Raw genomic sequence first — 20,740 nt, 5'->3', positions numbered from 1 at the left:
CGTTATCCCGGCAGGTGTAATGACGCGGTTAACGACGCGCGCGCGACCTTTCCGGCACGCCGAACCGGCATGTCGTAGGGAGAACGCGCGTATGAAACACACCACCAGACCCGGCCGCCTGGCCATCGGGGGAACGATCTGCCTCGCGGCACTACTGCTAGCGTCCTGCGGGGGCGCCACCGAGGATGGCGGCACCCGGGCCGCCCCACCGACGACCGCCGCCACCGAGTCGGGCCCGCTCGCGCCCAAGCCGCTCCCCGAGCGGGTCACGCTCAAGGTCGGGCTCGGCGCGAAGACCGCCTCGTTCGCGCCCGTGTACGTCGCCAAGGCGCTCGGCGAGTTCGAGAAGGAGAACCTCGACGTCCAGATCACCGAGATGGGGCCGCAGGAGATCATCCTGCTGGTCACCCAGGGCGAGCTGGACATCGCCCAGCAGTCGTACACCGCCGGGTCGTTCAATGTGCTGGCCGGGCAGCCCGACCAGAAGTGGATCTTCCCGGGTTCCGGCCAGCGGGAGGGCAGCAGCCACGGCTTCTGGATCAACAAGAAGCTGCTGGGCGACGACGGGCAACTCCAGGCCACCGACTTCAAGGGCGTGAAGATCTACACCTCGGGCGGCAAGCCCACCGTCGCGTCCTCGTACCTGTGGAAGTACATCCAGACACTCCCCGGCGCCGATCAGGTGACGCTGGACGAGCTCCAGTTCGAGAGCCTCGCGGTCAGTGAGATCGCGGTCGCGGTGAAGAACGGCGCGGCCCTGGTCGGCCAGGTGATCACCCCGTTCCAGCAGGCGTTGGTCGGCGACGCCTGCTGCCAGTTCCTCGACGGCGCCTACGAGCTGACCCCCGGCTTCGGCTACACGCTCGGCTCGACCATGAAGGAGAAGGGCGACGACGCCGCGCGGGCGTTCGTGCGGGCGATGGCCCGGACCACCCGGACCTACCTCCAGGGGGACTTCCTGAAGGACAACGCCGAGGTGAGGGCCGCGCTCAGCCAGTCGCTGGAGATGGCCGACGACCAGCTCGCCAAACTGCCCTCGCCGTACTTCGACGCGGAGTTCCCGCTCCAGGAGAGCGTGGTCGAGGTGCAGAAGTACTTCCGTCAGATCCCCGACACGCTCAAGTACGACACCGACTTCACCGTGGAGCAGATGTTCGACTCGACCTACATCCAGGACGTGCTCGCCGGGAAGTAGGACCTACCGGGTCACGTACCTGACCCGGACATCGGTGAACGACGCAAGGCCCCAGTGCCCCTTCTCGACCCCGAGCCCGCTGTGTTTGGTCCCGACGACCGGCTGCGGCGGGCCGAGGGTCGCGAAGTGGGTGTTGACCCACACCTGTCCCGCCTCCAGCCGGTCGGCGACGGCGACCGCCCGGTCCACGTCCGCCGACCAGGCCGAGGCGCCCAGGCCATAGGGGGTGGCGTTGGCCCGGCGGATCGCGTCCTCCAGGTCGTCGTACCGGATGACCGGCATGAGCGGGCCGAACTGCTCCTCGTCGACGACCCGCATGCCCTCCACGGCGCCGGAGACGATGGCGGGCGCGAAGAAGTATCCCGGCCGGTCGACCCGCCCGCCGCCCGCCGACAGGACGGCCCCCTTGGCGGCGGCGTCGGCCGCCAGGGCCTCCACGTGGGCGAGTTGGGCGGCGTTCTGGACCGGGCCGACCGTGACCCCCTCCTCGCCGGGTCCGCCGACCTTCGCTGCGCGGGCCAGCGCGGACAGCGCGTCCACCAGGTCGTCGTAGCGGGAGGCGGGGGCGAAGACGCGCTTGGGCGCCACGCACACCTGGCCGCAGTTGTGGAAGCCCGCCCGGAACAGCGACGCGGCCACCTCGGCGACGTCGATGTCGTCCAGCAGTACCGCCGCGTCGTTGCCGCCCAGTTCGAGGGTGACCCGCTTGAGGTCCGCCGCCGCGGCCATCGCGACCTTCTGCCCGGTGGCCACCGAGCCGGTGAAACTGATTTTCCTGGGTACGGGATGCGCGGTCAGCAGCCCGCCGAGACTGGCGCCCCCGCTGACCACGTTGAGCACGCCGGGCGGGAACACCTCGCGCAGGATCTCGCCGACCAGCAGGCTCGACAGGGGAGTGAACGGCGACGGCTTCAGCACGACCGGGTTGCCCGCCGCCAGCGCCGGAGCCACCTTCATCCCGGCCATGTAGAGCGGCCCGTTCCACGGGGGGATGGCCACGACCGGGCCGACCGGGCGACGCACGACCTCGACGAGAGCCTGCCCGTCGTCCTTGAGCACCTCGCGGGGCAACTCCAGGTCCGCGTAGTAGCGGAAGAACCCGGCCAGGCCCGTGACCTGGAAAGCGGCCTGCGCCCGCTGGGCGCCCAGTTCCTGTGCGACGACGTCGGCGACCTCTTCGGCGCGGGCCTCAAGGGCGTCGGCGGCGGCCAGCAGGGTGGGCCCCCGGTCGGCGCGTGCCCATCCGGGGAAGGCGTCCGTCATGGCGGTCATGACGTCCTCGACCTGGTCGGGGGTGCACTCCGGCGGGCGGGCGAGCACCTCCCCGGTCGCGGGGGCGTAGACGTCGAACGTCCCCTTCGCGGGCGCGGCGGCGCCGCCGATCGTCATCTCAGGAACTCGCATGCCGGCAAGGGTCGCGGGCGCGTCGTTACGGTCCGCGTTAACGGGGACGGTAATGCGGCCCGGCCACCGTGGGTGGCGGAAAGCCGGATTCCACGGAACGGAGCAGGCGATGACGCTGCCGCGGCTCGACGTGAACGACGAGAACATCCACGAGTGCCTCTACGAGACGTTCAAGGAGGTCAGGGACGCGAGCCCGGTCGCGCACAGCGAACGGTACGGCGGCTACTACACGCTGACCCGCTACGACGACGTCCGCCGGGCGGCGATGAACCACGAGTTGTTCAGCACCGCCCAGGGGGTGACGATCCCGGCGTTCGGGCGGCCCGTTCCCGCCATTCCGCTCGAAGTGGACCCGCCGGAGCACACGGCGTACCGGAGGATGTTGCTGCCGTACTTTCGCCCGGCCGCCGCCTCGAACTTCGAGCGGGTGATCCGCGACGTCATCACCGGCGCCATCGACGGCATCGTCGGCCTGGGGGAGGCCGACTTCTACAAGGAGATCGCCGAGCCGGTGCCGCCGGTCGTGGTGGCCCATCTGCTGGGCATGCGGGTGGAGGACTGGACGCTGCTGCGTACCTGGGTGGCCAGGCTCATCAAGAGCTCACGCGAGCAGGAGCACGGGGCGAACGAGGAAGCCTCCGCCGAGTTGTTCGGCTACCTGTCGGACCTGCTGCGGGACAAGCGCGCCGACCCGAAGGACGACCTGCTCAGCCACCTCGTCGCCGAGGAGATGGACGGCGCGCCGCTGCCGGACGAACGGATCCTCGGCATCGCCTCGCTGGTCGGGGTGGCCGGTCACGAGACGACGGTCAACGCCATCGCCAACCTGCTGCGCCACATCGGCCTCAACCCCGCCGTCCGGGCGGCCCTCATCGCGCACCCCGAGCTGATCCCGGCCGCCGTCGAGGAGGGATTGCGGTACGACGCCCCGCAGATCCAGCTCGCCCGCACGGTACGGACCGACTGCGAGTTCGCCGGGCACCGGTTCAGCCAGGGCGACAAGGTCGGCCTGCTCTGGGGTTCGGCGAACCGGGACGACCGCAAGTTCGACGACCCGGACGACTTCAAGCTGGACCGCCGGACCAACCACCATCTGGCGTTCGGCGCCGGGGCCCACAAGTGCCTCGGCGAGCACCTGGCCCGGCTGGAGATCCGGATCGTCGTCGAGGAGGTCCTGCGGCGCATCCCGGACTACCGGCTCGTCGACCCCGACGCGGTGGAGTGGACCCCCGGCATGAACCGCGAGATGCACGCGCTGCGCGTCACCTTTCCCGTGGGGGCCGCGTGAGAGCGTTCCGCCTGCTGGAGTGGGGCAAGCCGCCCGAACTGGTCGACGTGCCGGTACCGGAACCGGGACCCAGCGAGGTGCTGGTCCGGGTCGGCGGGGTCGGCGCGTGCCACTCGGATCTGTCCATCATGAACAGGTCCGCCGGGGGCCCGGTGCCCTTCACCCTGGGCCACGAGACCGCCGGATGGGTGGCGGCGGTCGGCCCCGGCGCCGGGCGGCTCGCGGTCGGTGACCCCGTGCTCGTCTACATCTCGTGGGCGTGCGGCCGGTGCGTACGCTGCCGCCAGGGACTCGACCACTGGTGCGTCGACCGAGGCCCGATGGCCGGAATGGGCGCGGACGGCGGTCTGGCGGAATACCAGCTCGTACCGTCGGAGCGGTATCTCGTGCCGCTGGACGGGCTCGATCCGCGCACCGCCGGGCCGCTGGCGGATGCCGGCCTGACCGCCTATCACGCCGTCCGGCGCTCGTCGCCGGTGCTCGTAGGGCCGGGGCACACCGTTCTGGTCATCGGCGTGGGCGGGCTGGGGCACATGGCGGTGCAAATCGCGCGGGCCATCACCACGGCCCGGATCATCGCCGTGGACACCGACGAGCGGAAACTCGCGCTGGCCCGTCGTCTCGGCGCGGACGCGTTCCTCGCGGGAGCCGACGCGATCGAGGGTGTCCGTGAGCTGACGAAGGGCGAAGGGGCCTCGCTGGTCATCGACTTCGTGGGCACCGATGCGACGCTGGCCTTCGCCGCCGCCTCGGCCCGGATCTTCGGTCACCTGACCCTGGTCGGCGCCGCGATGGGCACCCTGCCGCTGACCTTCGCCTCGATCCCCAAGGAGTGCTCGGTGGCGGTCACCGGCATGGGCTCGATTCCGGACCTGCATGAGGTGGTGGAACTCGCCAGAGCCGGTCTGATCGGGGCCGAGGTGGAGACGTTCCCGCTCGAACAGGCGCCGGAGGTCTACCGGCGCCTGGATCGGGGCGAGATCGTCGGGCGGGCCGTGCTCAATCCCGCGACGGGGTGAAGACGCGGGACCAGAGGGCGTCCGGTGGCTGCTCGGGCGGGGAGTTCAGGAAGGTCAGCAGGAGCAGGTGGTCGCCTGCGGGGACCAGCTCGGACACGGTGCTGCCGTGCGGCTCGAAGGCCAGGGCCAGGCCCTCGGCGGGGTGGTGCGGTTCTCCCGCCCAGAGGGTGACGAGAAGTGCCTCGTAGGGGGTGTCGAGCGCGGCGATGGCCCGGCGCGGCGCGGGCTCCCGCAGGCGGTAGCGGCCCCGGTGGACGTGGTCGCGCGCGGCGAACATCCGGCCCCGCCTGGCCAGGTCCGGGTGGGTCGTGGCGGACCAGCGCTCGTACTCCTCCAGATAACCCTCGGCGAGGAAGAACGTGCCGAGGAAGCTGCCCCGGCCCGGGGCGCTCCAGCGGCGTCCGGCCACGACCCCCGGTCCGGCCATCGCCCCGCCGTAGAAGTGGTCGTCCCGGTACCAGGCCAGGAACTCCTCGTGGTGCCCCGGGTGCGGCTCCACGAGGGTGAAGATCAATCCTTCCAGGGCGGTCACAGGATCGTCCGCATCAGCCACGGGCGGATCTCGGGCTCCTTGAAGCCGCCGATCACCTGCGGATCCTCCGCCACAACGGCGGCCACCTCCGCCGCCGTCGGCAGCCGGAACAGGAACAGGCCGTGGCCGGTGTTCTGACCGGTCTCCTCGTCGACGAACGGCCCGGTGGCCAGCAGCACGCCGTCGTGCTGGCGCCGGGCGACCCAGTCCAGGTGGGCGGGCAGGATGCGCTCGAACTCGGCGGACTTCTCGTATCGCGCGGGGGTCGGGCGCAGTTCGACGACGTAGACCCGTTCGGCGCGGATCATCGGTCCACCGCCCACGACGGCAACCACTGGCCGTCCTGGTCACGCCAGCGCAGGGTGACGCGGGTGCCGATGCTGAAGGTCACGTCAGTTCCGTCGGTACGCAACAGGTCACCCGCGTCGCCGACGAGCTGCCCGACCATCCTGACCCCCTCGTCGAGCTCGACCAGCAGCACCACGAACGGCACCAGTGACTCGAAGGCGGGCAGCACGGGCGGGCGGGGCGTCGTCCACGAGCAGACCGTCGCCCGGCCGCTCACCGCCTCCCAGGTCAGGTCCGGCGAGCCGCAGGCCGGGCACACGGGCTTGGGCTGCCAGGTCCACTCCCGGCAGGCCGGGCAGCGCTGCACGGTCAGCCGCCGTTCGGCGACCGCCGCCCAGAACGGCTCGCCGATCTGGTCCGGCGCGGGTACGGGGAACAGGCTCATCGGGGGCTCCCAGAAAGGATCATCGCTCCGTTGGGCGTGGTGTTTCCACTGGTCACCAGGACGTGTTCGGCGCCGTCCACCTGGTCGGTCGAGGTGCCGCGCACCTGCCGGACGGCCTCGCTGAACAGGTTGATGCCGTGGAGGTATGCCTCGGACATGCATCCCCCGGCCGTGTTGTAGGGCGCGTGCTCCCCGGCGGCGAGCATCTCCATCACCTCGCCTTCGCCGCAGAAGCCGTACTCCTCGAAGCTGATAGCGACCTCAGGGGTGAAGGCGTCGTACCACTGGATGGCGTCGATGTCGGCCGGGCGCAGCTCGGTCCGGCGCCAGAGTTCCCTGGCGGCGTACCAGCCCTGGGTACGGCCCAAGGGTTCGCCGTACCACTGGCTGATGTTGTAGGAGTCGGGGCCGGTGGCCATCGCGTAGGCGGTGACGTAGGCCGGGTCGGGGCGCAGGTCGCGGGCACGTTCGGCGGTAGTGAGCACCAGGGCGACCGCGCCGTCGGACTCCAGGCAGCAGTCGAACAGCCGCAGCGGGTCGGCGATCATGCGCGAGCCGAGGTACTGCTCCATGGTGAGCTCGCGCTGCATCATCGCCATCGGGTTGCGGCGGGCGTGCTCGCGGATCGTGATGGCGATGCGCCCCAGGTCCTCGGGTTTCCAGTTGTAACGCTCGGCCCAGAGCCGGGCCAGGATCGCGGTCGAGTCGACCGGGCGGGCGATGCCGAAGACCCGTTCGTAGTGCTGCTGGTCGCTGCTGCCGCCGGAGCCGCGCTGCATCCAGGGCCTGGGGCCTGACTTGCGCACCCGGGCCCGCCAGGTCAGCACGACCTCGGCCATACCCGACTCGACGGCCAGCGCGGCGTGGGACACCATCGGCACGATGCCGCCGCCGCCGTAGTCGACCGCGCCGAAGGCCCTAACGTCGGGAATGCCCAGGCCCCGGGCCATCGCCGACTCGGTGGTCGCCTCCATGGTCGACCGGAAGACCCCGTCCACGTCCCTGGGGGTCAGGCCCGCGTCGCGGAGCGCCTCCAGCGCGGCCAGGGAGCCCATGCGCCACTCCGAGGTGCCGCTGCTTTTGGAGAACGGGAACGCGCCGATTCCGACGATTGCCGCCTGCCGGTTCATGCCTTTTCCCCTGCGTGTCCAGTAGTGATTGGTGATTGATCGAATGAGTGGTTGACGGTCGGTTGCGTAAGCTCGTCGTCGCTTGCCGGTGGAAGTCCGGTCCGGGTAGTCGTCAGGGAGCCCGGTAGCAGGCTGGCGGCTTCGTCTGGAAACGGGCGGGGTCGAAGCCCAGCGTCGAGCGTCTCTTGAGGGGGCGTGCAACTGTGCGGTCCGTAACGTGAAGTGAAGCCTGCCGCGTCCGCATGCCGCCGGTGAACGGCGTCGGTGAGCTGGGTGCGGGAGAACCGCACGTCCAGGCGGAACAAAGGCCCTGGGCCCTACCGTCAGACATCATCACCTCGCCTGCTCCCGACCCGACTCGCGCAGGCGGACGAGCGCGTCCAGCCCGATCGCTCCGTCAGGTCTGGCCAGCAGCGGGTTGACGTCGAGTTCGACCACCTCGCCCTCGGCCGCGATCCGGCTCAGCAGGAGCAGGGTCTCCACGATGGCCTCGCGGTCCACGGGCGGTGCTCCCCGCCATCCGTCGAGCAGCGGCGCGATACGCAGCCGGGAGATCATTGTGTGCGCGCGCTGCGCCGTCAGCGGCAGCACCGAGCGCTGGACGTCACGCACCGCCTCGGCGGTCACCCCGCCGGACCCGACCACGATCACCGGCCCGAGCACGTCGTCCTGGGCGATGCCGACCAGCAACTCCACGCCGCCGCTCTCCTGCCTGGCGACCAGCAGCCCGGTGGCGCCGTCGCCCAGCAGCCGCCCGGCCGCCGCGCGCACCGCCGCGCCGTCGGTGAGACCGGTGACGACGAAGCCCCGTTCGGTCTTGTGGGCGGCGCCGCGTCCCTTGAGTACGACCGGGAAACCGATGTCCTCCGCACGCGCGACGGCCTCGTCCACGTTCGCGGCCAGTTCGTGGCGGGCGAACCGCAGGCCCCGTTTCTCCAGCCAGCCGGTGGCCTCGTTCTCCTCCAGCGTGGTGACCGCACCCGGGGAGGACGTCAGCGGCGGCAGCGAGCGGGCCAGCCGGACGACCTCGCGGGTTTCCTCGTTCCGCGCCGGATGTCCCAGGAGGGACTTCGCGGCGGCCAGGGCGTTGCGGAAGTTACGGAAGACCGGTAGGCCCGCCTCCCACAACAACCGGTAGGTCGGGTGGTCGGCCGACGGGCCGGACCAGATGGGGAGGATCGGCTTGTTGCTCAGCCGGGCGACTTCGACGATCGTCTCCCCGACCGCCTCGGTCAGCCCGGGGCTCGCGGCCGGGATCGGGGAGAGCAGCAACCCGATGTGCGGGTCGTTCAGGCACAACTCCCAGATCTTCGGCCCGGCGCCGGTCCGCATGATGCCGCCGCCGTTGTCGACCGGGTTCGACACGCTGAACTCGCGCGGGATGATCTCGTGCAGGGCGGCCCGCGTCCCGGGCGACAACTCGGGCAGGTGCAGCCCGGCCGCCGCCGCGAGGTCCGCCAAGTGCGCGGCGGTGCCACCGGACACGCTGGAGATGACCACGCCGTCGGCGGTCGGTACGGGGCAGCGGGCCAGCGCGGTCGCCACCTCGACCCATTCGTCGAGGTCGTCGACGCGGGTGATGCCGTACTGCTCGAAGAAGGCGTCGAAGACCTCGTCGGAACCCGCCAGGTGGCCGGTGTGCGACTGGGCCATCGCGCTGCCGGCCACGCTGCGGCCGATCTTCACCGCCACGATCGGTTTGCCGCGTTCGACCGCCGCGATGGCCGCCGAGCGCAGCTTCTGGCCGGACCGGAAACCCTCGATGTAGGCGCAGACGACGGCCGTGCCGGGGTCCTGGGTGAACCATTCGATGAAGTCGCTGGATTCGAGGTCGGTCTCGTTGCCGGTCGGCGCCCAGTAGCTCAGGGCCACCCCTAGTTCCTGCGCTTGGGTGAGCGGACGGCCCTGCACCCCGCTCTGCGAGACGAGCGCGATCTTCTTACCGGGCAGCGGGAGCAGCGGCTCCCAGGCGTTGCCGTTGGTGTTGGGGCCGATCAGCCGGGAGCCCGCCCGGCGTACCGCGCGCAGCAGGCGTTCCTCCTTCTCGCGGCCCTCCTCGGTGCCGACCTCGGAGAAGCCGTTGGCGAAGACGACGTAGAAGCCGACCTTCACCCCGGCGTCCGCCGCGTCCTCGATCACGCCGATCGGGTTGGCGGTGAGGATGACGGCCACGTCGATCGGGACGCCGACCGAGGCCAGGTCGGGCACGCAGTCGTACCCGTGGACCTGCGTCTTGGTGGGGTTCACCGGGTGGAAGGTGCCGCCGACGGAGCGTGCCTTGTCGATCGCCTGCTGGGTGATCCGGCCGAGTCCGCCGCGTTGTTCGTGCGCGCCCACGACCGCGATCGACCGGGGCCGGTAGATCAGTTCGAGCGGCGGCTCTGGCGGGTCCTCGTGGCGGATCGACATGGCGGCAGGGCCTCCTTGGCACGGGGTTCGTCCGTGCAGGATGTCCCGGCCGGGATTACCGCCGCCGTTACGGCCGCGAGGCTCGCTGGGGTTAATGCCAGGCGTAACGAGACATTTCACACACTCTTCATGGTTCCCGAACGAGGAGTTGGTTGGCATGCCCCATAGACCACGATCGACGCGTCTTCTCGGAACGCTCATGGCAGGGCTGCTCGCCGTGACGGCGTGCGGCACCGGTGGCGGTGGGGGAACCACCGCCGGTCAGGCCGCCCCGACCATCAGCGCCGCGACGGGCGATCCGCTCGCCCCGGCGCCGCTGCCTCAGAAGGAGAAGGTTGTCGTCGGCATCACTTCGAAGGCCGAGTCTTACGCGCAGATGCTGCTGGCCGAGGAATTGGGCGAGTTCGACAAGGAGAACCTGGACGTCGAGATCCAGTCCGTCCCGCCGAACGAGTCCCTGCTGCTGACGGCACAGGGCAAGATCGACGTTACCTCGTCCAGCTTCACCGCCGGGACCTTGAACCTGATCGGACAGGGTTCGCCGCTGCGGTGGGTTTTCCCGGGGTCCTACAGCCCGGAGGGAAGCCAGCAAGGATTCTGGGTCAACAGGAAAGTCGTGGACCCGAGCTCAGCGGAGAGTTTCAAGGGAAAGAAGATCCTCACCTCGTCCGGAGACGGCAGTCCGAGTTCTTACGAACTGTGGAGGTACATCACCGGCCTCCCGGGCGGCAAGGAGATCACCCCGACGGACCTGATCATTGAGCGATTCGACCTGGCCGCGATGCCGCAGGCTCTGCAGAGCGGAGCAGCCGGGGTCGCCCAGCTGCTGACCCCGTTCTACGTGGCTCTGGAGAACGACGACTGCTGCGAATACCTGAAGGGGGCCTACCCGACGCAAACGCAGTTCGGCTGGGTGTTCTCCCAGCAGATGCAGGGGCGGACCGACGTCGGCGTCGCCTTCGTCCGGGCCCTGGCCCGGACCACCACCACCTACCTCCAGGGTGACTACCACAAGGACGACAAGGTTCTGACCGCGCTGGCCAAGACGCTCGAACAGGACAAGGGCAAGCTGGCCGCGCTGGAGCCGCCGGCCTTCGACGCCACGTTCCAAACCGCCGCCGCCCGGAACCTCGAGGCTCAGATGTTCTTCCGGGCCCGAGGTCTGCTGCAGTACGAGCAGGACCTGACCCCGGACCAGGTCTACGACCTCCGGTATCTCAAAGCCCTCGGCTTCCACGTCTCATAGCAAGCCAATCGCGCTCGGCCACGGCGCGGCGACCGGGGCTGTGGACCTTCTGCGCGTCAGGCTGCCCGGTCAGCCCGCGACGATCAGGGAGGACTGTCATATGCGTTCAATCGGCCTGACGATTCCCCAGCGTGGGGCACTCTTCGGGGTGGGTACTCACCGGCAACTCATGGAGATGGCCGCTGTCGCGGAGGCGTCTGGGTTGGTCGACACCATATGGGTGGGTGACAGTCTCACCTCCAAGGCCCGTGCAGAAGCCATCGCCTGCCTGGGAGTGCTCGCCGGCATGACCGAACGGGTGCGGCTGGCCGTGGGCTGCATGGCGAGTTTTCCGGTACGCGACCCCGCGCTGTTCGCCCTCCAGTGGGCGTCCCTGGACCAGCTCAGCGAGGGACGCATGCTGCTGGCGGTCTGCAACGGACTCCAGAAGCGGGATGGCGCCTCCGCCCGGGAGGGCGGGAACTTCGGCGGTGTCCCGGACAAGGACCGAGTGAAACGGGTAGAGGAGTTCATTCCTCTGGTACGCCGCCTCTGGACCGGCAAACCGATCACCTTCAACGGACAGTTCGCCAGTTATCAGGACATCCAGCTCGAACCCGCGCCGGTTCAAGAGCACTGCCCGATCTGGCTCAGCGCCAATCCACCGCTCGGGCCGCGGGGCGAGCGGGTGCTCCGCCGAGCCGCGACATTGGCCGACGGCTTCATCACCATCGCCCTGACCCCGACGTACCTGCGGGACTGCCGGGACCAGCTGGCGCCGCTCCTCCAGGAGCAGGGCCGGGACGTGGACTCCTTCCCGCTGGCCGCCTACCACAGCATCAACGTGGGTACCGATCGCGCGGCCTGCCTGGAGGAGTCCCGCCGGTTCTACGACCACTACTACGGCGAGGGCTTCTTCGACGCCGACGCCACGGCGACGATCACCGCTGCGGGCACAGTCGACCAGTGCGTGGATGACCTGCGCCGGGTGTTCGGCCAAGGAGTCTCCCACGTCACGCTGCGGATCGCCTCGTGGCGTCAGCCCCAGCAACTCGACGTCGTCCTCGGCCAGGTCCTGCCGGCCCTGAACGCGAGCCGGTAACGCCCGGCGTAACCGGCAGCCAAGAAGGATTCCACCGATGACTGAGTACGACAAGGGCACCGCCCGCGCCTGGGCCCGTGAGGCACTGCGCGGAGTGGTCAACGTGATCATTCCGACCTTCACCGCCGACCTGTCCGACGTGAACGAAGCGGCGACGCGGCACGACGTGCGCCGGGACATCGAGCTCGGATTCCTCGGCGCCCTGCTCGTCGCCGAGACGGCCACGTCCAGGGACGAGTACATCCGGTTCACCCGCTGGGCCGCAGACGAGGCCCAGGGGCGGCTCCAGTTGTGGCACCACGCCTCGTTCAACACGCTCGACGAGAACATCGAGATGGTCCGTCGGGCCGGCAAGGCCGGGGCGGAGATGGTCCTGCTGTCCTACCCGGCGACGTTCTATCCGTGTGCCGAAGAAGAGATCTTCGAGTACACCAAACGGTTCTGCGACGCCACCGACCTCGCGGTCATGCTCTTCCAGGTGCCGCTCTGGGGATTCGAGCGCATTCACCCGGCGGGGATGTCGGTCCAGCTCCTCGAACGCATCGTCGACGCCTGCCCCAACGTCGTGGCGATCAAGGCGGAGGGCGGCTATCCCTCGATGATCGGTTTCACGGAGGTGTGGTACCGGCTCGGCGAGCGGGTCGTCGTCTCCCAGCCGATCGAGCAGCACGCGATCCCCTTCGCCAGCGTCCTTCCGCTCCAGCTCATCGCCACGTCGAACACCGAGTGCCTCGGGCCCGCCGTGCCCGAGATGCTCCGGCTGATCCACGCGGGCAAGGTCGACGACGCGATGGAGCTGTTCTGGCGCGTCCACCCCGCCCGCAAGGCCAACGACGTGGTGACCGCCATCGGCGGCGCCAACACGGTGCACCGCATGGCGTGGAAGTACCAGGCATGGCTGACGGGCTTCAACGGCGGGCCCCTGCGCATGCCCACACAGCGACTCGTCGGCAGCCAGATGGCCGCCTTCAGGAAGGCCGCCGTCGAGGCCGGAGTGTGCGTCACCGACGCTCCGGACCAGGAGTTCTTCCGCGGCCGTAACCCGGCCTGACCGATTCACGTAGAGCGAGATGGGTTTTCAGATGACCACGCAGGTAGTGACCTTCAACAGCCACGGCGACACGGTTCACGGCGACCTGTACCTGCCAGAGGGGCCGGGTCCGCACCCGGCCGTCGTGCTGGCCGGCGGCTGGTGCTACGTCAAGGAACTGCGGCAGCCGCAGTACGCGGAGGCGTTCGCCGCCAAGGGCGTCGCGGCCCTGGTGATCGACTATCGGCGGCTGGGCGCCAGCGAGGGCACGCCGCGCCAGCACATCGACCCCTGGGACCAGATCGAGGACTACCGCAACGCCATCACCTACCTGGAAGGCCGCGACGAGGTCGACTCCGACCGGATCGGGGCTTGGGGCATCTCCTACAGCGGCGGCCACGTCCTGATCCTCGGCGCCGTGGACCCCCGGGTGAAGGCGGTCGTCTCGAACGTCCCGGTCGTCCAGGGCTACGAGACGATGGTGCGCGCGCACGGCAGCGAGCGGTACCGCGCGCTGGAGAGCATGCTGCTGGAGGACCGGCGCAAGCGCTTCCAGACCGGTGAGTACGGCTACCTGCCGATGTCCCAGGACCCGTCGCGGGGCCTGTCCACCTGGCCCTTCGACGAGATCCGCGTGGTGTTCGAGGACCTCAAGAAGGAGCAGGCGCCGCGCCACGAGCACCGCAGCACGATCGCCTCGACGGAGATGTTGCTGGAGTACGACGTCTTCCCGTTCCTGCCGCGCCTGGTCGCCACCCCGACCATGATGATCATCGCGGAGGGTGACGACATCACCATGTGGGACCTGGAGACCGAGGCGTTCAACCGCATCCCCACGCGGGACAAGGAGCTGGTCGTCCTGCCGAAGACCTCGCACATGACCCTCTACAGCAACCTCACCGCGCTCGACCTGGCAGCGACCGCGGCGGCGACCTGGTTCGCCGACCACCTGCTCGATCCCCCTTCGATCGACAAGGCGATGCGCCGGTACCAGAAGTAAGCGGAACTGGAGGGGTGATGGACCCACAGGCCCTCTACGGGCAGGACCACAGCCGAGCCACAGTGGAGGCGCCATGAGCTACACGAGCGAGAAGCTGATCGACGACCGGCAGAACGGCGTTTTCCGTGTCCACCGCTCGCTGATGACCTCGCCCGAGGTGTACATGGACGAGCAGCGACGGATCTTCGACCACTGCTGGCTGTACGTCGGCCACGAGTCGGAGATCGAGAAGCCCGGCGACTACGTGCGGCGCACCGTGGCCGGGCGGCCGTTGATCTTCCTGCGTGACTCCGGTGGCGAGGTCCGGGTGTTCTACAACACCTGCACGCACCGCGGCGCGACGCTGTGCCGGGAGGACTCTGGCAACACGCGCGTGTTCCAGTGCTTCTACCATGCCTGGAGCTTCGACAACACGGGCCGGCTTTTGGTGACGCCGGGTGCCGAAGGCTACAGCAGCGGCTTCCGGAAGGCGGACTACAACCTGCGCGGCCCCGCGCGGGTCGACGGGTACCGCGGGCTGTACTTCGTCAACTTCGATCGCGACGCGCCCGACCTGGTCGACTATCTCGGCGCGGCGACCGAGTATCTCGACCTCGTCTTCGACCAGGCCTGCGACGGCATGCGCGTCGTCGACGGGTCGCACCTGTACAGCGTGGGCTCCAACTGGAAGCTCATGGTCGAGAACAGCATGGACGGCTACCACGCGCCGACGGTCCATGCGACCTACATCGACTTCGTCAAGGACAGCGGCGGCGGCCAGCGCGGCAACGCGCTCAACACCGGTGGTGGGCTCGATCTCGGCAACGGCCACGCGGTCATGGAGAGCCTTGCCGCATGGGCTCGGCCGATCGCGTACTGGGAGCCCTTCTTCGGCGACGATGCGCGGGCCGACATTGAGGCGATCCTGGACGACCTGATCGCCCGTCACGGCGAGGAGCGGGCCCGCCGCATGGCCGGGACGTTCCGCAACCTCCTGATCTTCCCAAATCTGATCATCAACGATGTCGCGGCGATCACGATCCGCCGCATCGAGCCGCTGGCCGCCGACCGGCACCGGCTCGAGGCGTGGGCGCTCGCCCCGAAGGAGGAGGTGTCCGGCAGCGCCCGCCTGCAGCGGCGCCTGGACAGCTTCCTCACGTTCCTGGGACCGGGCGGTTTCGCGAGCCCCGACGATGTCGAGGCCCTGGAGTCGTGCCAGGAGGGTTTCCGCGCGGACGAGCCGGAATGGAGCGACATCTCCCGCGGCATGTCCACCGCGCCGAACCCCCAGGACGAGATCCAGATCCGCACCTTCTGGCGGGCGTATGTCTCGATGCTCGACACTGGCAAGTTCGCGGAACGTGTCACCTCGCTTGAGGCACCCGCCACTGCGGCCATGGAGGCGGCCTCGTGACCACACAGCTTTCCCTCCGGTCAGCCGCTGAACTGCGGCTCTCGGTCGAGGACTTCCTCTACCACGAGGCCGCGTTGCTCGACGCGTGGCAGCTGGACGCCTGGGTCGAGCTCTTCATCGCCGACGCGCGCTACGAAGTGCCCAGCACGGACCGGCCGCACGGAGGCCCCGCCGACGCCCTCATGCTCATCTCCGACACCCGCAGCATGATCAGCGCCCGCGTCAAGCGGTTGAACAGCCGCAAGGCGCACCGCGAGTTCCCGTGGTCGCGCACCCGGCGCCTCATCACGAACGTGCGCGTCCGGTGCGTCTCGGAAGCCGGGGGGGAGGAACTCGAGGTGAAGGCCAACTTCGCGATCTACCGGAGCCGCCGCCAGCTCAACGTCTACGTCGGTGAGTACACCTACCGGCTCGTGGTCTCCGGCGACACGTTCAAGATTCGCTTCCGGCGAGCCGAGCTCGACCAGGAGACGTTGAACGACCACGGCACGCTAAGCATCGTCCTCTGAGCCTGGGGCAGTTTTCATGGACCGACGTCTGCAGGAAACCAACCAGGAGATCCGCTTCCGGATCGACGCCACCCGCTGCGACGGCCAGGGCGTGTGCGTGCTCATCGCGCCCGAGGTCTTTCAGCTCGATCGGTACGGCTTGGGATACGTGGTGCCGGGCGCCGACGTCACGGCCGCCAACCCGGACGTGCGCAACCGCGCGCTCGAGGCCGGCGCGCTATGCCCGCGCAACGCGATCTCCGAGCAGATCGTGCAAGCCTCTACGGCGCCCACCGAGGTCGAGGACGACTCGGTGCGGCCCGCCGCCGAGACGCCGAACCGGCTGCATATCGGCGAGCGCGTCGAGTCGCTCGACGAGCGGATCACGGGCGGAGGGTTCGCCGATCTCCCGGCTGACCGGATCCTCGACATGGTGCGCGCCGCGCACCTGCGCGGCCAGGGTGGCGCCGGCTTCGCCACAGCCACCAAGTGGCAGCTGGTCGGCCGGGAGAAGCCGGTCGTCGTCCTCAACGGTTCGGAGCGGGAGCCCGGCACCGTAAAGGATCGCTATCTGCTGGGCAACCGCCCCGCGCTCGTCCTCGACGGCCTGCGGCTGGCGGCACGAGCGGTGGGGGCCGAGGTCGCTGTCGCGGCGATCGACGCCGAGGCGACGGAGGCGGCGGCCGTCTTCCGCGCGACCGCCGAAGACGCGGCGTCGCGGGGCCTGCTCGACGAGCTGGAGATCCGCTTCGTGGAGGTCCCGCCGAGTTATGTCGCCGGCGAGGAGACCGCTCTCCTCGGGTTCATCGAGAACGGCAGGCCCGTACCGCGCGTTCGGCCGCCGTTCCCGAGCGAAGTCGGCCTGCACGGCCGGCCGACGCTGGTGAACAACGTGGAGACCCTCGCCGGGGTCGCCCTCGCGGCCGCGCTGGGTCCGGAGGAGTACCGCTGTGTCGGCACATCGACCGAGCCGGGTACCGGGCTGTACACCGTCGGACCCTTCGGCGGGCCGTTCGAGCTCGCCGAGCGGCCGATTGGCTACCCCCTGCGGGCGCTGCTCGCCGAGACCGGTTACGCCGCGGCGCGGGCAGCCCTGGTGGGCGGGTACGCCGGAGCGCTGGTGACGGCGGAGCAGTTCGACGTCCGGCTCGACAACGCCTCGCTCCGCGGTCTCGGGGCCGCGCTCGGTACGAAGTCGGTGCAGGTGCTGGGCGCCGGGCAGTGCCCAGTGCGGATCGCGGCCGAGATCCTCGAGTACTTCGCCGGAGAGACCGCGGACCAGTGCCCTCCCTGCTCCCGCGGACTGCCCGACATGGCCGCCACGCTGCGGGCTCTGGAGAACGGCACGAGCGGTGAGATCTCCCTGCCGGAGTTCGAACAGTTCATGAGCACGCTCTTCGACCGCGGCGTGTGCCGACTCCCCGACGGCGCAGCGCGGATGGCGTTGTCGCTGCTGCGGAACTTCGAGCACGAGGTGAAGGCGCACCTCGCCCACGGCTGCCCGCAGCTCCGCGCCGGCGTGGCCGGCCACTGACGAAGATAACGGGCGTCGTAACACGGCGCCGTCCAGGCTCCCGGACATGTCACGTTGCGGGAACTGCAAGGAGGCAGGGTGGCCATCAACTACACCATGACGCTCAACGGGCGACAGGCGGAGGGCGTCGGCACGTTCGGGGTCCGTAACCCCGCGACGGGCGAGGTCTTCGCCGAGGTGCCGGAGGCGTCTGCGACCCAGGTCGATCAGGCGATGTCGGCGGCCTTGCGGATCCCGGCGGAGTGGCGGACCGATCGGGAGCTGCGCGCCAAGGCGCTCCACGAGGTCGCGGCCGTCATGCGGGTTCACGCGGAAGACCTCGCGCGGGCGATCACCTGCGAGATGGGCAAGCCTCTCGCGCATGCCATGCGGGAGGTCGCAGGCGGGGCGGCGTACTTCGACTACTACGCCGACCTCGACCTGCCCGTGACGACCATCCGCGACGACGGCAAGGTGCGGCTGGAGCTACGGCGACGGCCGGTGGGCCCGGTCGCCGCGATCACGCCGTGGAACGGACCGATCATTCTCATGGCGGCGAAGGTCGCTCCCGCGCTGGCCGCCGGGAACCCGGTCATCCTTAAGCCGTCGCCGTACTCCCCGGTGTCCGCCCTGACCTTCGGCGACCTGGTGCGTGAGCTTCTCCCGCCGGGTGTGTTCGCGGTGCTTACCGGCTCGGGCGACCTCGGCCGGTGGGTCACCGAGCACCCGGCTGTGCGCAAGGTGACGTTCACCGGCTCCATCGCGGTCGGCAAGCAGGTGGCGGTCGCCGCCGCCCGCGACCTGAAGCGCGTCACGCTGGAACTCGGCGGCAACGACCCGGTGATCGCGCTCGATGACGTGGACGCCCAGCAGTTCGCCGAACGCGTCGCCACGCTCGCTCTCGTGAACGCCGGCCAGATCTGCATCGCCCCCAAACGCATCTACGTGCCCGCGTCCCGGCACGACGAGATCGTCGACGCGCTCGTCGCGTCAGTCCGCGGTGTCCGCGTCGGAGACGGTCTCGATCCGGGTACCGTCATGGGCCCGATCGCCAACAAGGCCCAACACGAGTTCGTCGCCGGGCTCGTCCGTGAGGTCCACGACGCCGGCGGCCAGGTCATCTCCGGGCAGGCGCCCGACGTCCGCGGCGGGCATTACTACCCGCCAACGGTCGTCACGGGCGTCGGAAAGGGGATGCGGGTCGTCGACGAGGAACAGTTCGGACCGGTGATTCCGGTGATCCGGTACACCGACGTCCACGACGCGATCGAGCAGGCGAACAGCACCATGTACGGCCTCGGATCCTCCGTCTGGTCGGCCGACCTCGCCCGGGCCGAGGCGATCGCGGATCGGCTGGAGGCGGGTACGAGCTGGATCAACACTCACTTCGCGAGCATCGGGCCGGAGCAGACCCTGAGCGGAGTCAAGTGGAGCGGCATCGGTGTCGAGGGCGGCCGGTGGGGCCTGGAAGAGTTCACCGACCCGCACCTGCGCTACGTCGACCTTGCGGCCGCCACCTCGCACACTTCCACTGAGGAGAGCCAGTGACTGCCCCTGAGCCGAAAGTCGTCTTCGATCACACCGACCCCGAGTTCATGGCGGATGTCTACACGACCGTCGGCGAGCTCCGCGAGAAGTGCTCAGTCGTGCACAGCCCACGTTTCGGCGGCTTCTACGCGGTCACGGGCCACGCCGACGTCGCCGACGCGGCCAACGACCACCACCGGTTCACGCCGACCGGCGGCATCACGCTCCCGAAGGTGCAGCTGCCGACGCGCTCTCTTCCGCTGGAGTCGGACCCACCCGAGCACGGCGCGTACCGGAGGATCATCCAGCCGTTCTTCACGCTGCGGCGAGTCGCCGGCATGGAGGATCAGGTCCGGCGGGTCGTGGTCGAGCACATCGAGCGCTTCCGCCACGACGGGTCCGTGGACCTGCTAAAGGCGCTGGCCCTCCCCGTGCCGGCAGCCACCATCGCCATGCTGCTCGGGATGCCGGCCGACGCATGGCCGGAACTCAAGGACGCGACGAGCCGGACGCAGATCGCCACCGAGCGAGGCGACGCCGAGGCCGCCAAGCAGGCCGTCGCCGACCTGGGCCGCATCCTGCGGCGCGAGGTGGACGACCGGCGCGCCCAGCCGAGGGACGACATCACCAGCGCGATCGTGCACGCGAAGATCGACGGGCAACCCATAGACCCGGCCATCGCCTTCTCGATGGTGCAGATCATCATCGTGGCCGGCTTCGACACCACGGTCTACGGCATCGGGTCGCTGTTGCGCCTGCTGGCCACCCGCCCCGACCTGCAGGCGCGCGTGCGCGCCGGTGACCGGGCGCTCCGCGACCACGTGATCGAGGAGTCGCTGCGCCTGGACTCGCCCGTGTTCGGGCTGGCCCGATCCGCGGTCGTCGACACCGAGCTGAGCGGGTGCCCCGTTCCGCAAGGATCACGGCTGCTGCTCTGCTACGGGGCGGCCAACCACGACCCCGCCGTGTTCCCCGAGCCGGAGCAGTTCGATCCGGACCGCGGCAACCTCAGGCAGCATCTGGCCTTCGGCTCCGGCCGGCACAGGTGCATCGGCGAGCATCTCGCCAAGATGGAGATCCGCGTCGCCCTGGAAGAACTGCTGGACCGCATCCCCACATTCACGCTGGCTCCTGAGGCCGAAGTGAAGTTGAAGGTCGGCAACACCCGTGGCCCGCTGAACTTGCCCGTGATCTGGTGAACAGGGAGCCACCATGGAAGGAACCCGGGCCATCGCCGCGGTCACGCCCGAACGTGGGGCACCGTTCGCCCTCACCGACATCACGCTTCCCCCGCTGAGGCCGGACGAGATCCTCGTCCGGGTCCGCGCCGCCGGCATCTGCCGCCTCATGGCGCTGACCTCGGAGGGCTCGCTCGCGCTGATCGGCACGGCACCGGCGGGGACCACGTTTGAGGCCGACCTGATGCAGTTGCTGATCGGCAGGAAGGTGCGGGGCCTGGTTGAGGGTGACGCGGTGCCGCAGACGTTCCTGCCGATGCTGATGCGCCAATGGCGGCGCGGCCGGTTCCCCGTCGAACAGCTTGTCAAAACCTATCCCTTCGACCAGATCCAGCAGGCGGCGGACGACATGAACGCGGGGCGGATCGTCAAGCCTGTACTCGTGATGTGAGCAGGTGGTTGTCGTGGAAAGCCTGGCCACGCGCAGCAGGGTCGCGTCGCCGCCGTGCCGCCCGACGAGCGGTGCCGATCGGGAGCGGGCCGAGGCCAGCCATCACTCTGTTCTTTCGACCTG

General features: G+C 69.6%; 19 protein-coding genes. 13 read left to right on the top strand and 6 right to left on the bottom strand.

The annotated features are described in order from the left end of the window. The first annotated feature begins 91 nt into the window (after positions 1-91). Complete coding sequence (locus Amac_RS15820; RefSeq protein ID WP_170322506.1) at positions 92-1,195, top strand: ABC transporter substrate-binding protein; 1,104 nt, start codon at positions 92-94, stop codon at positions 1,193-1,195. 3 nt (positions 1,196-1,198) lie between these two features. Here the strand turns inward: Amac_RS15820 and Amac_RS15815 are convergent, their stop codons facing one another. After that, positions 1,199-2,599: an aldehyde dehydrogenase family protein gene (locus tag Amac_RS15815; protein ID WP_246268372.1), complete on the bottom strand. Its 1,401-nt coding sequence runs from the start codon at positions 2,597-2,599 to the stop codon at positions 1,199-1,201. A gap of 109 nt (positions 2,600-2,708) precedes the next feature. Here Amac_RS15815 and Amac_RS15810 point away from each other — a divergent pair, with 109 nt between their 5' ends. Further along, entirely contained in the window at positions 2,709-3,887 is a 1,179-nt protein-coding gene (locus Amac_RS15810) for a cytochrome P450 (RefSeq protein WP_155355138.1), read from the top strand. Continuing rightward, positions 3,884-4,906 (top strand): NAD(P)-dependent alcohol dehydrogenase, encoded by a 1,023-nt coding sequence (locus tag Amac_RS15805; protein WP_155355137.1) that lies wholly within the window; start codon positions 3,884-3,886, stop codon positions 4,904-4,906. Before Amac_RS15810 ends, Amac_RS15805 begins: the two co-directional genes overlap by 4 nt. On the opposite strand, the gene Amac_RS15800 is transcribed toward Amac_RS15805, so the two are convergent. The 5 genes from Amac_RS15800 to Amac_RS15785 all read right to left on the bottom strand — a co-directional run bounded on the left by Amac_RS15800 (position 4,887) and on the right by Amac_RS15785 (position 9,710). Continuing rightward, complete coding sequence (locus tag Amac_RS15800) at positions 4,887-5,459, bottom strand: hypothetical protein (protein WP_155355136.1); 573 nt, start codon at positions 5,457-5,459, stop codon at positions 4,887-4,889. The two genes, Amac_RS15805 and Amac_RS15800, sit on opposite strands and share 20 nt — an antisense overlap. Next, positions 5,435-5,746, bottom strand: a complete 312-nt coding sequence (locus tag Amac_RS15795; RefSeq protein WP_155355135.1) for a YciI family protein — start codon at positions 5,744-5,746, stop codon at positions 5,435-5,437. The genes Amac_RS15800 and Amac_RS15795 overlap by 25 nt, the downstream gene beginning before the upstream one ends. Further along, a complete protein-coding gene (locus Amac_RS15790) occupies positions 5,743-6,171 on the bottom strand; it encodes a Zn-ribbon domain-containing OB-fold protein (protein WP_170322505.1) in 429 nt (142 codons plus the stop codon). Before Amac_RS15790 ends, Amac_RS15795 begins: the two co-directional genes overlap by 4 nt. Next, positions 6,168-7,301 carry a thiolase C-terminal domain-containing protein gene (locus Amac_RS53655; protein ID WP_170322504.1) on the bottom strand — a complete coding sequence of 378 codons (1,134 nt, stop codon included), beginning with the start codon at positions 7,299-7,301 and terminating at the stop codon, positions 6,168-6,170. Before Amac_RS53655 ends, Amac_RS15790 begins: the two co-directional genes overlap by 4 nt. 333 nt (positions 7,302-7,634) lie before the next feature. After that, a complete protein-coding gene (locus Amac_RS15785) occupies positions 7,635-9,710 on the bottom strand; it encodes an acetate--CoA ligase family protein (protein WP_170322503.1) in 2,076 nt (691 codons plus the stop codon). Positions 9,711-9,909: 199 nt separating this feature from the next. Here Amac_RS15785 and Amac_RS15780 point away from each other — a divergent pair, with 199 nt between their 5' ends. The 10 genes from Amac_RS15780 to Amac_RS15735 all read left to right on the top strand — a co-directional run bounded on the left by Amac_RS15780 (position 9,910) and on the right by Amac_RS15735 (position 20,617). After that, on the top strand, positions 9,910-10,956 hold the full coding sequence (locus tag Amac_RS15780) for an ABC transporter substrate-binding protein (protein WP_155355132.1): 1,047 nt from the start codon (positions 9,910-9,912) through the stop codon (positions 10,954-10,956). 100 nt (positions 10,957-11,056) lie between these two features. Further along, positions 11,057-12,037, top strand: a complete 981-nt coding sequence (locus tag Amac_RS15775; protein WP_155355131.1) for an LLM class flavin-dependent oxidoreductase — start codon at positions 11,057-11,059, stop codon at positions 12,035-12,037. Between the two features lie 37 nt (positions 12,038-12,074). Further along, positions 12,075-13,088, top strand: a complete 1,014-nt coding sequence (locus tag Amac_RS15770) for a dihydrodipicolinate synthase family protein (protein WP_155355130.1) — start codon at positions 12,075-12,077, stop codon at positions 13,086-13,088. A gap of 31 nt (positions 13,089-13,119) precedes the next feature. Next, positions 13,120-14,067 carry an alpha/beta hydrolase gene (locus tag Amac_RS15765; RefSeq protein ID WP_155355129.1) on the top strand — a complete coding sequence of 316 codons (948 nt, stop codon included), beginning with the start codon at positions 13,120-13,122 and terminating at the stop codon, positions 14,065-14,067. A 73-nt stretch (positions 14,068-14,140) separates the two neighbouring features. Beyond that, entirely contained in the window at positions 14,141-15,460 is a 1,320-nt protein-coding gene (locus Amac_RS15760) for an aromatic ring-hydroxylating oxygenase subunit alpha (RefSeq protein WP_155355128.1), read from the top strand. Then, positions 15,457-15,969 carry an aromatic-ring-hydroxylating dioxygenase subunit beta gene (locus Amac_RS15755; RefSeq protein WP_218041107.1) on the top strand — a complete coding sequence of 171 codons (513 nt, stop codon included), beginning with the start codon at positions 15,457-15,459 and terminating at the stop codon, positions 15,967-15,969. Before Amac_RS15760 ends, Amac_RS15755 begins: the two co-directional genes overlap by 4 nt. Before the next feature lie 16 nt (positions 15,970-15,985). Next, positions 15,986-17,482, top strand: a complete 1,497-nt coding sequence (locus tag Amac_RS15750; RefSeq protein ID WP_155355127.1) for an NADH-ubiquinone oxidoreductase-F iron-sulfur binding region domain-containing protein — start codon at positions 15,986-15,988, stop codon at positions 17,480-17,482. 78 nt (positions 17,483-17,560) lie between these two features. Then, positions 17,561-19,009: an aldehyde dehydrogenase family protein gene (locus Amac_RS15745; RefSeq protein ID WP_246268370.1), complete on the top strand. Its 1,449-nt coding sequence runs from the start codon at positions 17,561-17,563 to the stop codon at positions 19,007-19,009. Then, on the top strand, positions 19,006-20,187 hold the full coding sequence (locus Amac_RS15740) for a cytochrome P450 (protein WP_155355126.1): 1,182 nt from the start codon (positions 19,006-19,008) through the stop codon (positions 20,185-20,187). The genes Amac_RS15745 and Amac_RS15740 overlap by 4 nt, the downstream gene beginning before the upstream one ends. Positions 20,188-20,200: 13 nt before the next feature. Then, positions 20,201-20,617, top strand: a complete 417-nt coding sequence (locus Amac_RS15735) for an MDR/zinc-dependent alcohol dehydrogenase-like family protein (protein WP_155355125.1) — start codon at positions 20,201-20,203, stop codon at positions 20,615-20,617. Positions 20,618-20,740: the final 123 nt, after the last annotated feature.

Source organism: Acrocarpospora macrocephala, from assembly GCF_009687865.1.
In the GTDB taxonomy this organism is placed as follows: Bacteria; Actinomycetota; Actinomycetes; order Streptosporangiales; family Streptosporangiaceae; genus Acrocarpospora; species Acrocarpospora macrocephala.
Note: the sequence above shows the minus strand (reverse complement) of the source record. Positions and strands in the feature narration are given on the sequence as shown.

Excerpts from the sequence above, each read along its gene's own strand:
- Amac_RS15820 (WP_170322506.1), top strand. The coding sequence starts at position 92 with ATGAAACACACCACCAGACCCGGCCGCCTGGCCATCGGGGGAACGATC.
- Amac_RS15815 (WP_246268372.1), bottom strand. The coding sequence starts at position 2,599 with ATGCGAGTTCCTGAGATGACGATCGGCGGCGCCGCCGCGCCCGCGAAG.
- Amac_RS15810 (WP_155355138.1), top strand. The coding sequence starts at position 2,709 with ATGACGCTGCCGCGGCTCGACGTGAACGACGAGAACATCCACGAGTGC.
- Amac_RS15795 (WP_155355135.1), bottom strand. The coding sequence starts at position 5,746 with ATGATCCGCGCCGAACGGGTCTACGTCGTCGAACTGCGCCCGACCCCC.
- Amac_RS15790 (WP_170322505.1), bottom strand. The coding sequence starts at position 6,171 with ATGAGCCTGTTCCCCGTACCCGCGCCGGACCAGATCGGCGAGCCGTTC.
- Amac_RS53655 (WP_170322504.1), bottom strand. The coding sequence starts at position 7,301 with ATGAACCGGCAGGCGGCAATCGTCGGAATCGGCGCGTTCCCGTTCTCC.
- Amac_RS15785 (WP_170322503.1), bottom strand. The coding sequence starts at position 9,710 with ATGTCGATCCGCCACGAGGACCCGCCAGAGCCGCCGCTCGAACTGATC.
- Amac_RS15780 (WP_155355132.1), top strand. The coding sequence starts at position 9,910 with ATGGCAGGGCTGCTCGCCGTGACGGCGTGCGGCACCGGTGGCGGTGGG.
- Amac_RS15775 (WP_155355131.1), top strand. The coding sequence starts at position 11,057 with ATGCGTTCAATCGGCCTGACGATTCCCCAGCGTGGGGCACTCTTCGGG.
- Amac_RS15770 (WP_155355130.1), top strand. The coding sequence starts at position 12,075 with ATGACTGAGTACGACAAGGGCACCGCCCGCGCCTGGGCCCGTGAGGCA.
- Amac_RS15765 (WP_155355129.1), top strand. The coding sequence starts at position 13,120 with ATGACCACGCAGGTAGTGACCTTCAACAGCCACGGCGACACGGTTCAC.
- Amac_RS15760 (WP_155355128.1), top strand. The coding sequence starts at position 14,141 with ATGAGCTACACGAGCGAGAAGCTGATCGACGACCGGCAGAACGGCGTT.
- Amac_RS15750 (WP_155355127.1), top strand. The coding sequence starts at position 15,986 with ATGGACCGACGTCTGCAGGAAACCAACCAGGAGATCCGCTTCCGGATC.
- Amac_RS15735 (WP_155355125.1), top strand. The coding sequence starts at position 20,201 with ATGGAAGGAACCCGGGCCATCGCCGCGGTCACGCCCGAACGTGGGGCA.